Genomic DNA, 12,911 nt, shown 5'->3' with positions numbered 1-12,911 from the left:
CTCTCGACGGCAGGCAAAATTTTCAGCGCATCCTCTGAAAAAGAATCCGCCCTTGTGGCGCGCGATAAACGTCCGGTATTTTTCCTCCGAGATTTTCCATAAAACGTTCCATGGCTTCGGTGTCCGTCAAAATCCGACAAGGCATCCTTTCGCTTTGGCGAAACGAGACGATTTCCTCCCCGGCATAGGCGACATACGAAGAAAGCCCCACCGTATAGAACGCCGCAGAATCCAAGGCAACAAAAGCTCCGTCCTGCTCCACCTCCACTCTTTCCAGACGAAGCGAATCCCCCACCGAAAGGAAAATTCGCAGGCCCGACACTTGCAAAAAGCCGCCAAATTCCGCAGGCCATTTTGAAAGCCCTTCCCGAATAGCGCCCAGGATTTCCCCGCCGCGTGCCCGGATCAAAAGCATCTCGTTTTCAAACGGCATCGCATCCAAAACATCTCGATAACGAACGCTTCCCGCCGGAATGGACTTCCGGATAGCGCCGCCGTTCACAAGAGCGATCTGCGCCCCCGTAGCAAAGCGCATGGCATCGGCAACAAAATCGCCCAGATTCGTTTCGGCATTCCGCACGGCACGATCGCCGCCCGAATCTTCAATCATCAAAGCAAAATCAGAGTAAGCAATTTTTCCTTCCCATCGCCGCGAAGCGTCCGCCAAAATGCTGTCGTAAACCGCCGACACTTTTTCACTGGCAGATTTCACACTGTCCAGCGGCAACAAGCGAGAACGGAAAATCCCCTCCGGGGAAATATCCAGCAGCCCGACATTTTTAAAATGCGAGCCCGTCTGCGAAAGGAGAACGCTGTCGTCCGTCTTGTTTTGTACAAAGCGTTCCCGGATAACGGAATGGGAATGCCCATCCAGAACGGCATGGATGCCTGTCGTATTCCGAATCAAATCGACAGAAGTCGTCGGCGGTTCCATTCCCAAATGCGAAAGCAGAAGGACATAGTCAGCACCGTCCCGCCTTGCCGCATCCACCGCCGACTGCACTTTTTGCGCCAACCCTTTTGCGGGAACCCGATAAAATTTGCGGAGCAGCGTATCATGAAAAGCATAGGATTCCGCGAACTCGGTATGAGGAGTGAGCACTCCGACAAACGCAACGGTTTTATCGCCGACCCGTTTTAAAACCGAGGGAGAAAACACCGGCAAATTTTCCCGTTCAAAATTGGAGCAAACCACGGGGGCATTCAAAGAACCCGCCACTTCCAGAAGCCGCGGAATTTTATAGTCGAACTCGTGGTTTCCCAAAGCGACAGCGTCATAGCCTACGGCATTCATCAACGCCACGACGCTCGCCCCCTTCGTCATGCCGCAAAAAGCGCCGCCCTGTAAAAAATCTCCCGACGTAACGGTGAGGACATCCGCCGTATCCCGCACGGCATCGCGAACGGCGGCGAATTTCGCATAGCCCTCGCCTTGACAATGCACGTCGTTTTCATAGACGACCACAATACTGCGCTCTTTTTTCGGCGAAGCGTTTTCCTTTTCACAACAAAAAAGCAGCGCGCAAACGCCAAGCAACGCAAAAATCTGGCGTCCAAACATTTAAAGTTCTTCGGCGAATTCCGGCATGGACTTGCGCACGGAATGCCGTGGCGAAGGGCCGCCCTCGTTCGGATCGGCATATCCCAAATCCAAAAGGCAGCTCACCTTCCAATTTTCGGGAAGTTCAAAAGTCCGCGCAATTTCCACCGCATTGAATCCGCGGGCAAACAACGTGGCTAGCCCGAGTTCCGTCGCCTGCATCATCATCGTCGTCGCGACAATGCTCGCATCCAAGTCGCCGCATTCATGGTCGTCGTTGTAATTCCGCGCGCGGTAGCACTGCTCCCTGTCATAGCAGACCATCAAAACGGCAGGCGCATTGTATGCCATCCGAGTCACTCCACGCAACTTCGCCAGTGCTTCTTCCGACTGGATAACAAAAATTTTAACCGGCTGATGATTCAGCGCCGTCGGAGCAAGGCGCCCGGATTCCAGCACCATCTGCAATTTTTCCCTTTCCACAGCCTGCGCCAAAAATTTCCGGCAGCTGTAACGGGATTTGACCAAATCGATAAACGACATCGAAACTCCTTTTTCAATATTCCCCAAAGCACTATTCCGCAATGGGAAGGGCAGCCTTCGCCTCTTCCGGCGGGGCATTCAATTCCTTCAGGCTGTCCACCTTCAGACTGTCGCGCTTCGGGAACATGTTCTGATAAATCACAGTCCGGCGACTCGCCATAAAGCGACTATAACGCGCATTCGGATTGTGCTTGCCCGGGCTTGCGAGAACCGCCGCCATATTGATAGCCTGGTCCAGATTCAGCTTGAACGCGCTCTTTTTAAAATACTCCTGACTTGCCGCTTCACAGCCAAAAATCGTCTTTCCCCATTGCGCGTAATTCAAATAAAGTTCCAAAATGCGATCCTTGCCGAGCATCTTCTCCATCAAAAGCGCATAGGCGAGCTCCTTGAACTTCCGTTCCCACGAGCGTTCCCCGGAAAGGAAAAGATTCTTGGCGAGCTGCTGCGTAATCGTGCTGCCGCCGAATTTCGTTTTCCCGTAATAGCGGTTCGCATCCAAAGCCTCAGCAATCGCTCGCACGTCAAATCCCGGATGGTAATAAAATCCCGCGTCCTCGCTCGCAATGACCGCCTTCCGCAAATGCGGGCTGATGCTGTCCAAAGGAACAAAGCGGTGCTTCAATTTCACGTTCGGGTTCGAATCGACAAGCGCATCCATGTAGCGGCTCATTTCGGGATTTTCGTATTCCAGAGTCTTCACGTTGTCATAGATTTCGTAACCATACAAAAACGCCCTGTATAAAAGAAACGAAGCGACCAGGGTAAAGGCAATGGCATAAAGCGTCAGGGAAAGCAGCACCAACCGGATAATCCGATTCAAGATGCGGTATATCCACTTGAAAACACAGCCGACAATACCGATCGCCTTGCGCTTTTGAGGCGGGATTCGATTCCAAAAATCGAGAACGGATTGTTTAACACGAAATTTTCGCACGGAGCAATTATATAATATTCTGGATTCAAGCGGAGGCGTTCCAAAATTTTTTTCGCCCGTTTCCGCTTCCGGATTTTCACAAAAAAACGTACATTACGCCATTTTCTTGCCCGCCTTGGATTTCGAAGCAGGAAAAAATGAAAAAACTAGATTTCGTCCTTTCGTGCGGAGCTGTCGGTTTCCGCCAATACTTCTTCTAAAAAATGACCGGGTTCTTGTCCAAAAAAACGGGCAATACGAGGGAAGAGTGCCTGCGACGATCGTTATACCTGTCGATGAATGCCTTGATTCCCTTGAAGCACTCCTTCATGTCCATGTAGCCTTTCAGATAAATGTCCTCGTACTTGAGCGTTCGCCAGAACCTCTCGATATACACGTTATCCAGTGAACGGCCCTTGCCGTCCATAGACAGCTTCGCCGTGCAGCCCTCGTCCTCGAAGCACTTCGTAAACTTCTCGGAAGTGTATTGCGAACCCTGATCGGTATTGAACACCTCCGGCCAACCGTACTTGCCTACGGCCTCCAGAAGCACATCCACGCAAAAGTCCGACGACAGCGAGTTTGAGAGCCTCCATGCGAGTATCCGGCGGCTGTACCAGTCGATAATCGCGGTCAGGTACACGAACCCGTGCTTGAGCCGGATGTAGGTGATGTCGGTACTCCACTCCTGGTTCACATGCGTTACTTTCACGCCCCGAAGCAGGTAGGGATACTTCCGATGCGTCGCGTTCGGCACGGTCGTGCGGGGACCCGGATGGATGGCGCGGAGGCCCATCTTGCGCATGAGCGTGCGGATGAGATCCCGCCCCGCCTTGATTCCGTAGGTCTTCTCCAGTTCGGTCTGTATCTTACGCTGCCCCGATGTCGGGGCGTCCGTGTAGATTTCGTCCATATAGTTCATGATTTCGATCTTGCGTTCGGACACCGTCGGTACGTAGTAGACTCCGCTGCGGGAGATGCCCAGCAGCTCGCACTGTTCCGTGACCGTGTATTCGGCGTCCTGGCGCTCCACCATGCCCTTCCTTACAGAAGTCCCAATTTCTTCAAATTTTTTTTAGGAACTCGATGTCGCGCTCCTTCTTGCCGATGAGCGTATTGGCTTCCTCGACGTCCTTCTCGAGTTCCTCGATGCGCTGCTTTTCCTTCTTGGGGCCGCTGAAGACCACCGAGGCGTTCTTGATCAGTTCCTGTTTCCATTGGCTGATCATGTTGGCGTGCACGCCGAACTCGGCGGAGAGTCCACCGAGGGTCTTGTCTTCCTTGAGGGCGGCCAGGGCGACCTTCGCCTTGAATGCGTCGTCAAGCACCCTGCGGGTGCGTTTCGCGGTCTCGTTGATGCTTGTGCGGCTACTTGCCGCCTTCAGGTCCTTGTTGTCCATTTTGAGTTCCTTTTCTTGAGTTGAATCTATTTTTTTCAACTAAGGAACCGCGCTTTTACCGTCTAAAAATTTCCGACCGGTTTAATCCTTTGCCGCAGCGGTTTTTAGGACATCTTCCGCAAGATTTAAAAAAGAGTAAGCCATTTTTCCTCAATCTTTCTATTTGACACAAATTTTAGAAAAATATTTTGTTTTCACTTTTCAGCGAATATTCTTCCGTTGCAGCGAGATGGCAAGCGGTTTTCCACATCACCCCGAACAATTTTCACCATCATTGCGAGCGGAGCGCGACTATCCTCGAGGAAATGCCTTGCAAAAAAACTTTTTACAAAAAAATTTTCCTAAAATCGCCCGTTCGCGCGTTGTACATCATGGGCTTTCATTTGGGGAAGTCCGCATTCCAAAAAGGAAATCCATGAAAGAAAACAACGCAAACGCCCGCACCGGGCACGATTCCTACTTCCGCTCCGTCTTCAAGGCTCCGGAACGCGCCGCGGAACTCCTGAAGCTCGCCGCCAGGCACAACGAAAGCCTCGCCGAATTCCTGAAGACCGTGGACCTCTCGACCCTCACGGAAATCTCCGAATCCTTCAGCGACACGGAAAGTTTCGGCTATGCGGACCTGGCGTTCACCGTCAAAATCACAGACAGCGAAGTTTCCGACCACAACAAGGCGCGCGATGCCGACCTCCTCGTCGGCATCCTCGAGGAGCACAAGTCCTCAAAGGACCCGAACATCATTGCTCAGCTCGTCAAGTACTGGTATCACATCATGGCGAAAAACCAGAGGAACATCCCGACCGTCGCCATCGTCTTCTACAACGGCAGGGAAAGCTGGAATCTGGAAAATAAAACGATGTTCCCAAACTATCCGAAATACTACCGGAACATCGGATTGCCGTTCAGGCTAGAACTCGTCGATATCGGAAACGCCTTCGCTCCGGAGGAAATCGGGAAGCTCTCCCCGAAAATCGCGCTCGCCCTCGTGGCGATGAAATACGTGTTCCACAGCAAGGCGATGCACGCGCACTTGCAAACGGCCATCCGAACGCTCAAGGAACTCCCTCGCACAGAAGCGGAAAGCTTCATCACGGAAACATTTATATATTTGAAGGCATTGATCCCCTCAAAGGAAAAGGAGGAACTCAAAATGGACTTCATCAAGACATCCGAAGCCTACGGCTACGAGACCATCGCCGACGCCGAAGAAAAGGCCCTCGCCGCCAAGTACGAGGAAGGCGTCGGAATCGGCGTTGAAAAAGGTATCGGGATAGGCTTGGAAAGAGGACGTTCCGAAGGAATTGAAATCGGTGATTTGAATGCCCGCAAGGAAATGGCGAAAGCGCTTAAAAACAATGGAGCGTCTCTAGACCTCATCGCGAATGTTTCTGGCCTTTCTGAAGATGAAATCCAAAACTTGTAATTCCTATTTCCAACTTAGGCCTCGCTTTGTGCGGGGCTTTTCTTATTGGCATTCAGCTCTTTATTATGCCGAAACTCCTCCGAGAGGAGGCGGAAAGCTTCGTCACAGAAACGTTTCTATATTTGAAACGCTGGCTGAACAGCACACAGAAGGAGGAACTTCGCATGGATTTCATCACCGCGTCGGAAGCCTACGGCTACGAGATCATCGCCGAGGCTGAAGAGAAAGAACTCGCCGCCAAGTACGAGGAAGGTGTTGAGTATGGCCGTGAGGAAGGTATTGTAATCGGTATGGAAAGGGGACGGGAAGAAGTACGTTCCGAAGGTATCGAAATTGACGATTTAAATGCCCGCAGGGAAATGGCGAAAGCACTTAAAAACAATGGAGTGTCTCTAGACCTCATCGCGAATGTTTCTGGCCTTTCTGAAGAGGAAATTCAAAATCTATAATTCACATTTTCAAATCCAAGCCTCGCTTTATGCGGGGCTTTTCTCATTGGCATTCAGCTCTTTATTAAGCTGGAACTCCCTCGCGCAGAAGCGGAAAGCTTCATCACGGAAACATTTATATATTTGAAGGCATTGATCCCCTCAAAGGAAAAGGAGGAACTCAAAATGGACTTCATCAAGACATCCGAAGCCTACGGCTACGAGACCATCGCCGACGCCGAAGAAAAGGCCCTCGCCGCCAAGTACGAGGAAGGCGTCGGAATCGGCGTTGAAAAAGGTATCGGGATAGGCTTAGAAAGAGGACGTTCCGAAGGAATTGAAATCGGTGATTTGAATGCCCGCAAGGAAATGGCGAAAGCGCTTAAAAACAATGGAGCGTCTCTAGACCTCATCGCGAATGTTTCTGGCCTTTCCGAAAAAGAAATCCGAAATTTGTAACTCATATTTTTAGAATTTAAGCCTCGCTTTGTGCGGGGCTTTTTTGCAACATCTCTCATCAATTGCGCCGAGAGCCCTCCACAGGCAATTCCTCTCAGCCGATAAGCTTGTCGAAGTCGATATCAAAAACCTGCTCAGCAATGATATCCGGCTGACGAGCAAGGCGCTGCACATCGCGCGCTTTCGTTTCCCCGCACAAAACCAGAGCAAAATGGCAACCCGAACGAATCGCCAATTCAAAATCGGTATAAAGACGGTCGCCGACAATCAAAATCTCTTCGGGAGACACGAATTCCATCAGCGGCGAAAGCATTTCGGGATTCGGCTTTCCAAAAATGCGAGAAGGTTCGCGCCCCGTCGCCGCCTTGAACATCGCCATAAAACTACCGATGTCCGGCACAGGCCCCAATTCGTCGGGACAGACAAAATCCGAATGCGTCACCCAAAAATCCGCCCCCCGCTCCAGTCGCCACGAGACTTCGCACAGGTCCCGATAATTGAAAGAAGAATGGTAAGCGACCAGTACCAATTCCGTTTTATCCATGGGCGCATGGATGTCGAGCATTGGATCTTCAGCGGCGAACCATTCCGAAACTTCCGGGTTGGCAAAGAGATAGACGTTCTTGATGCCGCGCTTGTGGATTTCCGAAAGGGCAAAGGTCATCGCCGAAAGGATGCGGTCCTTGTTCTGCAACGGGAGCCCCATGCGAACAAGACGGTTCATGTAAAACACCAGCGATTTGCTCGTATTGTTCGACATGTAATAGACAGGAACTTTTTGCGCTACCTTCTGGACGGTCTGCACAGCCTGCGGATAAGGCTTTCCCGAAAGGTAGAGAGTCCCGTCCAAATCGAATACAACGGCCTTTATTCGCTTCATAGCGCACAATTTAGAATTTATTTTTTAGCTATGAAATCTCCGGATACCCGATTTTATGTTCCCGAACTCACCAAAGGCGTTCTTCCCCTTTCCGCCGAAGAAAGCGCGCACGCCATTCGAGTTTGCCGCGCTCGCCCCGGCGACATTCTGCAACTGACCGACGGCAAGGGACACTTGGCAACGGGCATCGTGGAAAAAGCGGATCCGCATTGCTGCGAAATCCGGGTTGAAAGCATCAAGGAATCCAATCGTCCCAAGCCGCTTCTGCATCTGGGAATCGCCTGTCTCAAAGACGACAGCAACGAAGAAATCGCCCTGCATGTGGGAGAGATGGAAGTCGCGAGCATCACTTTGCTGCGGACGGAACATTCCGAGGAACCCAAAGATTCCAATCTGCAAAAAGTCGTGCGGCGTTGTGAACTCAAAGCCACCGTGAGCCTCAAACAATCCCTGAAAGCCTGGCTTACCGAAATCCGCGGCCCCGTTCCGTTGGAAGAATGGATAAAAAATTACCGCGGGGACATCGTCCTTTGCGATATGGACGGCGAAAGAAATCTGCCGACGCTAGAGAAGGAAACCACGCTGCTGGTAGGACCCGAAGGCGGATTTTCCCCCCGAGAAATCGAACTGGTGAAAAACTACGCGAACGGCTCCGTACAAATTCTAGGGCTTGGAAAAACGCGTCTGCGGGCACGGACTGCGGCCATTGTCGGCATTGGCAAGTGCGTGTAGAATTTTCCCCTCTAGTCACGAAGTTCCATTTCGACTTGCAGGCTTTTCGGATGAAAACTTTGACGATGTTCCGGCGTCATCCCGAATTTTCGAATTCCATCCAAATGCGCTTTCGTTCCATAGCCCGCATTTTTTTCAAATGCGTAGCCCGGATATTTTAAAGCCAGAGCATCCATGTAGCGATCCCGAAACACCTTCGCCAAAATGGACGCCGCCGAAATGCTCGCCACAAGGGCGTCCCCTTTCACAACGGCAACTTGCGTTTCTGGCGGAACGCCTCGAATTTTCAAATTTCCATCGACAGCAATGACGACCTGAATTCCAGACGGCAGTTTTCCGCTTGAAACGATTGGCAATTCCGGTTCCGAAACAGCGAGACCTTGCACTCCCAATGCGTTCAAAGCCCGGCGCATCGCCAAGAAATCCGCATCCAGAATATTCATCTGGTCGATTTCCCTCACGCTCGCGCTCGCAATCGCATAGCACAGGCATTCCGACTGAATCTGTTCGTACATCGCTTCGCGTTTGATGCGGCTCAATTTTTTGGAATCCTTCAACGCGCTGTCCAAAATCCCTTCTTTCAGCACGGCTGCACAAGCGACGACAGGACCGGCCAACGGCCCCCTGCCCACTTCATCCACGCCGATGATGATTTTTTGGGGATACTCGGACCGAAAAGCCCGCTCGCCCTCTATCGGCGACTGCACGCCTTTCAAAAATTCAGGAGATTTCCATTTCATCGCGAGTGCGTTCCAAAACAAATTTTGAATTATTTAGCAGAGGAAAAATTTTCAGCGTAATCTTTCAACGTTTTCCAAAACAAAAGATGTTCCTGCACAAGAACCCGCTTCGCCAATTCTTCCGGTGAATCGGAAGGCATCACGGGAACTTTGACCTGCGCCAAAATCCTGCCCGAATCGTATTGGCTCGAAACCAGATGGATGGTGACGCCCGACTCTTTTTCTTTTGCCGCCAGGACCGCTTCGTGGACGTGTATTCCAAAAAATCCGGCACCGCCATATTTGGGAAGCAAAGACGGGTGCACATTCAAAATGCGATTTTCCATCGTTTGCAAAAAGGAATCCGGAATGCGTTTCATAAACCCGCAAAGCGCAACAAAATCTACGGGAAATTTTTGGACGACCTGCAAAAGGGCTTTTTCGTAATCCCGCTTGTCGGGATGCGTCTTGGAAGAAATATGAAAAACAGGAATGCCCTGTTCCTCGGCAATTTTTACTGCACCACAAGAAGCGTTGTTTGTCACCAAAAAACGGCAAGCACCACCCAAAGATCCGTCGTTTGCATGGGAAAGGATGGCTTTGAAATTACTGCCGCCACCCGAAGCAAATACGCCAAAAGTAAACATGCCGCAAAGATAACTTTTCTAAATTCCCTTCTGCAATAAAATCAACCATAGGAACATTCGTCATGACATTTGATAAATATCTAGAATCCGCGAAACTCAACGGCAACGTGAAAGAGCTGATGACCAAAGGTCTCGCCGTGGAATTTATTCAGCCGTGGTACACGCCGCTCACCACAACTCCCGCAACAACAGGGATTGCCGTCGGCGGCATCGGAAGCACTTATACGGCAACGCCCGCAGGAACGACACCGGTCACGGGCATCATTCCCGGCATCCAGATTCGCGCCACAAATCCGGACGACCTGCGTCTGCAAAACGTTTTTTTCCGTGAATCCGTCATCCGCAAGAACGCCCCGCTCGCCATCCGCAATTTCTTTGAATTTTCCCGCAAGAATCAGTTCTATGTGTTGAAGGACGCTAATGGGAATCCGCTTTTTTCGGAAAAGAACGAAAAGGACACTCTGAAAAAAATCGAAAAAATTCTCGCCGACAAGAAATTTTTTGAAACCAACAAAGACGCCCTTTACCGCTGGCATACGGAATTCAGCCCCCGCACGCAGGCGATGATCGATGCGGGCAAGACGACTTCCCCGGAATTTAACCGAGCCGTCCTTATCGACTTTTTTGACGGCGAGCTCGGCGAAAAAGTGGAACGGAAAGGAGCGCTGACCGCGGCTTTCGGATGCGAAACCGAATTTCTGGGAGAAAAAGGATACGACGCGCAGAAGATGGAATATACTGCGGAATATCCCCTTTCCCGCACAAGATTTTTGGGAAATGCCGGCGTCCAAATCAGCCGTTACCAATACAGCTACATCCTGCCGAACAACGAACGCCTTTCGAGCCTGCCCGTCAGCGCAGTCCGCTATGAACTTTACAACCCGACAAAGGATGTCCGGGAAATCACCCTGGTGCAGATGCAGGAAAACTACTGCGGTTACCAGGTGCGCAAGGCTCGCGAAGGCGTCCAGGATTCTTCGTTTGTTCTGGTTCCCGTCGCCAAAAATCCGCAGGGCGTTGAATTTAACGAAACCCTCGCCGATGGTCGAGAGGTGAAGGGAGTCGAGTTTTACAACAAGGCTTCCCTTGCCGAAAGCGATTTTGACGGCTGCATGGGAATCAGCGTGGCCTGGAATCCCAAAGACGACGTGAACGTTTCGACAAAGCCGCTCTTTTACCGGAACGACCAAGAGGCGGTTCTCGCAGGCGCACTGCAAAGCGGTCGAGTATCCAAGACCTTTGTGAAAAACGTTTACAGCGGTCGGGAAACCGTCGCCGGCGCCATCGCCGTCACCATCCGTTTGAAACCCCACGCCAGAACGCGGGTGCAGTTCAACACGGTTCTCGATTTTGCCCACATCCGTTTCCAGGGCAAAGAAAATCTGAAAAAATACACGGTGTTCTTCCCGGAGCCTTATGGCCGAGTCCGCGCGATGCTTTCCGAAGCTCTCAACTTCGATGCCGAATTTGAAAAGTCTTTCGGCGAAGCGTTCCACGCCCTCACCCCCGAAAAAGCACTTTCCAAACTTTTCCCCAAAGACAAAAAGAAGCAGGCGGAATTCCGCAGCCTGGCTTTGAACACTCTCAGCTTCATTCCCGAAGCGACTGTCTGGGACAAAGACGACAATTTCCTCGTTCGCGAATGCGCCGACTATCCGTTCTTCAATTCTCTTGACGTTTACTTCTACGGCAGCTTCTCTCTGCTGGCGTTGATGCCCCGACTGGACGGCGTCGTGATGAAGCGTTTCGCCGACGCGATTCTGGCAAGCGATTCGAATGTCCGCAGGCATCACGAATATGTAAACCATCCCTTTGCCGATCTGCCGGAAGCCAAACTCGAAGGCCCCCGCGCAGTGACCGGAGCCGTCATCCATGACCTCGGCAGTCCTTTTGACCCGGCACCCGACGCCTACGACTGGCACAACGTTAAAGAATGGAAAGACCTTGCCCCCAAATACGTTCTGATGGTTCTCCGTCATTACAAATTCACCGGGAACAAAGAAGTTCTGGAATCCTGCAAGGATGCGGTCTATGCCTGCATGGAATATCTGGAAAAAATGGTCGATGAAGGCCAGAATTTCCCGCTGACCCACGGCACCGACGACACCTTCGACAACCTTTCTTCCAACGGCATTTCCGTCTATTGCGGATCCCTCTGGATTGCCGGACTCCGCGCGGCAGCAAAAATCGCCGAACTCGTCGGCGACAGTTCCCGCGCTATCGCCTGGAACCAAAAAGCCGACGAAGCCGAAGCGGAATTCCACGAAGCGCTCTGGGACGAAAACGAAGGCTATTTCCATTTCTTTGCCACTCCGATTGAAGCCAAGGACGTGAACTTTGAACATTTCGACAAAGTGGTCGAAGCGCTCGCAGACGAAATTCCCCTTTCCGGTTCCGACGCTCAAAAGCTGAGCGAACTCAACCACTGGGTAAACTACTCGGAAATTCCCGACGACGTGAATCTCTCCAAGCGGGAACTGCGCCAATTCAAAAAAGAATTTCTGCTCGGTTCCGCTCCCGAAGCTTTCACCGAATCCTTCCGGGCCAAGCTGGAATTGGATTGCGACGATGTGTTTGCAGACTCCATGCTCGCCGACACCTACTTGCGCTTGCTCGGGCTGGAACCGCTGACCGATTTTGACAAAGCCGCTCGAACTTTGGATCGGATCTACAAGACGAATTACAAAGCGAACACGCCACTCCTCGGTGCCGCGAATCTTGTTCACAAAGACGGTTCTCCTTTGGACGAGTTCAACTTCCAGGCCCACGACGTGTGGATTGGCATCCAATACAGCATTGCCAGCGGTATGATTCTCCACGAAGAATTTGACAAGGCTCGCGACATGGTGAACAGCATGATCCAGAACCTTTACGAAGAAGCGAAAATTCCGTTCGCTGCTCCAGAAGGATTCAATGGAAGCTGCCGCCTCCACGAAGACGTCCTTGTCAAAGCTGGAGTTTCGGCGACCGCCGCCAAGACGCTGATTGCCGAGCTCGTCAAGAAGGGCGCACTCCTCGCCGACCAGCGGGTTTCGCCCAAACTTCCGAAGAATCTCGCCGCATTCAAAAAGGCCTACGGCCCTCTCGCCAAAAAAGCCAAAATCGCTGAAGAGGATTTGTTCACCGTCCTGCACAGCACGGCGCTCAAATACACCGCCGGAAAATATTTCCGCCCGGGCATGGTGTTCGCCCTCTTCGACGCCTTGAAATAACAGAAAAAAGGG

13 protein-coding genes are annotated in these 12,911 nt (G+C 51.6%); 5 read left to right on the top strand and 8 right to left on the bottom strand.

Annotated elements, in window-relative coordinates:
• Positions 1–22: 22 nt before the first annotated feature.
• The 5 genes from BGX14_RS13995 to BGX14_RS13975 all read right to left on the bottom strand — a co-directional run bounded on the left by BGX14_RS13995 (position 23) and on the right by BGX14_RS13975 (position 4,399).
• A complete protein-coding gene (locus BGX14_RS13995; protein WP_095880211.1) occupies positions 23–1,561 on the bottom strand; it encodes a bifunctional UDP-sugar hydrolase/5'-nucleotidase in 1,539 nt (512 codons plus the stop codon).
• Positions 1,562–2,083: a nitroreductase family protein gene (locus BGX14_RS13990; RefSeq protein WP_078777082.1), complete on the bottom strand. Its 522-nt coding sequence runs from the start codon at positions 2,081–2,083 to the stop codon at positions 1,562–1,564.
• Between the two features lie 31 nt (positions 2,084–2,114).
• Complete coding sequence (gene mtgA / locus BGX14_RS13985; protein WP_158223340.1) at positions 2,115–3,020, bottom strand: monofunctional biosynthetic peptidoglycan transglycosylase; 906 nt, start codon at positions 3,018–3,020, stop codon at positions 2,115–2,117.
• Positions 3,021–3,216: 196 nt separating this feature from the next.
• The gene (locus tag BGX14_RS13980; protein ID WP_095880209.1) at positions 3,217–4,035 is read right to left on the bottom strand and encodes an IS3 family transposase; all 819 of its coding nucleotides are present in this window, start codon (positions 4,033–4,035) and stop codon (positions 3,217–3,219) included.
• Between the two features lie 28 nt (positions 4,036–4,063).
• Positions 4,064–4,399: a hypothetical protein gene (locus BGX14_RS13975; RefSeq protein ID WP_143394270.1), complete on the bottom strand. Its 336-nt coding sequence runs from the start codon at positions 4,397–4,399 to the stop codon at positions 4,064–4,066.
• A 415-nt stretch (positions 4,400–4,814) separates the two neighbouring features.
• On the opposite strand from BGX14_RS13975, the gene BGX14_RS13970 reads away from it, so the two are divergent.
• The 3 genes from BGX14_RS13970 to BGX14_RS13960 all read left to right on the top strand — a co-directional run bounded on the left by BGX14_RS13970 (position 4,815) and on the right by BGX14_RS13960 (position 6,709).
• Positions 4,815–5,822: an Rpn family recombination-promoting nuclease/putative transposase gene (locus tag BGX14_RS13970; protein ID WP_158223339.1), complete on the top strand. Its 1,008-nt coding sequence runs from the start codon at positions 4,815–4,817 to the stop codon at positions 5,820–5,822.
• A gap of 164 nt (positions 5,823–5,986) precedes the next feature.
• Positions 5,987–6,271 (top strand): hypothetical protein, encoded by a 285-nt coding sequence (locus BGX14_RS13965; protein ID WP_143394268.1) that lies wholly within the window; start codon positions 5,987–5,989, stop codon positions 6,269–6,271.
• 165 nt (positions 6,272–6,436) lie between these two features.
• Positions 6,437–6,709 (top strand): hypothetical protein, encoded by a 273-nt coding sequence (locus BGX14_RS13960; protein ID WP_143394267.1) that lies wholly within the window; start codon positions 6,437–6,439, stop codon positions 6,707–6,709.
• Positions 6,710–6,803: 94 nt separating this feature from the next.
• Here the strand turns inward: BGX14_RS13960 and BGX14_RS13955 are convergent, their stop codons facing one another.
• Positions 6,804–7,589 carry an HAD-IIA family hydrolase gene (locus tag BGX14_RS13955; protein ID WP_073306093.1) on the bottom strand — a complete coding sequence of 262 codons (786 nt, stop codon included), beginning with the start codon at positions 7,587–7,589 and terminating at the stop codon, positions 6,804–6,806.
• Positions 7,590–7,619: 30 nt separating this feature from the next.
• On the opposite strand from BGX14_RS13955, the gene BGX14_RS13950 reads away from it, so the two are divergent.
• Complete coding sequence (locus BGX14_RS13950) at positions 7,620–8,321, top strand: 16S rRNA (uracil(1498)-N(3))-methyltransferase (RefSeq protein ID WP_095880204.1); 702 nt, start codon at positions 7,620–7,622, stop codon at positions 8,319–8,321.
• 11 nt (positions 8,322–8,332) lie between these two features.
• Here the strand turns inward: BGX14_RS13950 and BGX14_RS13945 are convergent, their stop codons facing one another.
• A complete protein-coding gene (locus BGX14_RS13945) occupies positions 8,333–9,061 on the bottom strand; it encodes a ribonuclease HII (RefSeq protein WP_073306094.1) in 729 nt (242 codons plus the stop codon).
• Between the two features lie 29 nt (positions 9,062–9,090).
• A complete protein-coding gene (purN, locus tag BGX14_RS13940; protein WP_073306091.1) occupies positions 9,091–9,687 on the bottom strand; it encodes a phosphoribosylglycinamide formyltransferase in 597 nt (198 codons plus the stop codon).
• A gap of 62 nt (positions 9,688–9,749) precedes the next feature.
• Here purN and BGX14_RS13935 point away from each other — a divergent pair, with 62 nt between their 5' ends.
• Positions 9,750–12,899 (top strand): GH116 family glycosyl hydrolase, encoded by a 3,150-nt coding sequence (locus BGX14_RS13935; RefSeq protein WP_095880203.1) that lies wholly within the window; start codon positions 9,750–9,752, stop codon positions 12,897–12,899.
• The last annotated feature ends 12 nt before the right edge of the window (positions 12,900–12,911 follow it).

Source organism: Fibrobacter sp. UWS1, from assembly GCF_002300445.1.
Taxonomy (GTDB): Bacteria; Fibrobacterota; Fibrobacteria; order Fibrobacterales; family Fibrobacteraceae; genus Hallerella; species Hallerella intestinalis.
The sequence above is the reverse complement of the archived record's forward strand: the minus strand, read 5'-3'. Positions and strand labels throughout refer to the sequence as shown.

What these genes read in the sequence shown, in the direction of transcription:
- BGX14_RS13950 (WP_095880204.1), top strand. Translation starts at nt 7,620, where the DNA reads ATGAAATCTCCGGATACCCGATTTTATGTTCCCGAACTCACCAAAGGC.
- BGX14_RS13935 (WP_095880203.1), top strand. Translation starts at nt 9,750, where the DNA reads ATGACATTTGATAAATATCTAGAATCCGCGAAACTCAACGGCAACGTG.
- purN (WP_073306091.1), bottom strand. Translation starts at nt 9,687, where the DNA reads ATGTTTACTTTTGGCGTATTTGCTTCGGGTGGCGGCAGTAATTTCAAA.
- BGX14_RS13980 (WP_095880209.1), bottom strand. Translation starts at nt 4,035, where the DNA reads ATGGTGGAGCGCCAGGACGCCGAATACACGGTCACGGAACAGTGCGAG.
- BGX14_RS13960 (WP_143394267.1), top strand. Translation starts at nt 6,437, where the DNA reads ATGGACTTCATCAAGACATCCGAAGCCTACGGCTACGAGACCATCGCC.
- BGX14_RS13990 (WP_078777082.1), bottom strand. Translation starts at nt 2,083, where the DNA reads ATGTCGTTTATCGATTTGGTCAAATCCCGTTACAGCTGCCGGAAATTT.
- BGX14_RS13945 (WP_073306094.1), bottom strand. Translation starts at nt 9,061, where the DNA reads ATGAAATGGAAATCTCCTGAATTTTTGAAAGGCGTGCAGTCGCCGATA.
- BGX14_RS13995 (WP_095880211.1), bottom strand. Translation starts at nt 1,561, where the DNA reads ATGTTTGGACGCCAGATTTTTGCGTTGCTTGGCGTTTGCGCGCTGCTT.
- BGX14_RS13970 (WP_158223339.1), top strand. Translation starts at nt 4,815, where the DNA reads ATGAAAGAAAACAACGCAAACGCCCGCACCGGGCACGATTCCTACTTC.
- BGX14_RS13975 (WP_143394270.1), bottom strand. Translation starts at nt 4,399, where the DNA reads ATGGACAACAAGGACCTGAAGGCGGCAAGTAGCCGCACAAGCATCAAC.
- BGX14_RS13955 (WP_073306093.1), bottom strand. Translation starts at nt 7,589, where the DNA reads ATGAAGCGAATAAAGGCCGTTGTATTCGATTTGGACGGGACTCTCTAC.
- BGX14_RS13965 (WP_143394268.1), top strand. Translation starts at nt 5,987, where the DNA reads ATGGATTTCATCACCGCGTCGGAAGCCTACGGCTACGAGATCATCGCC.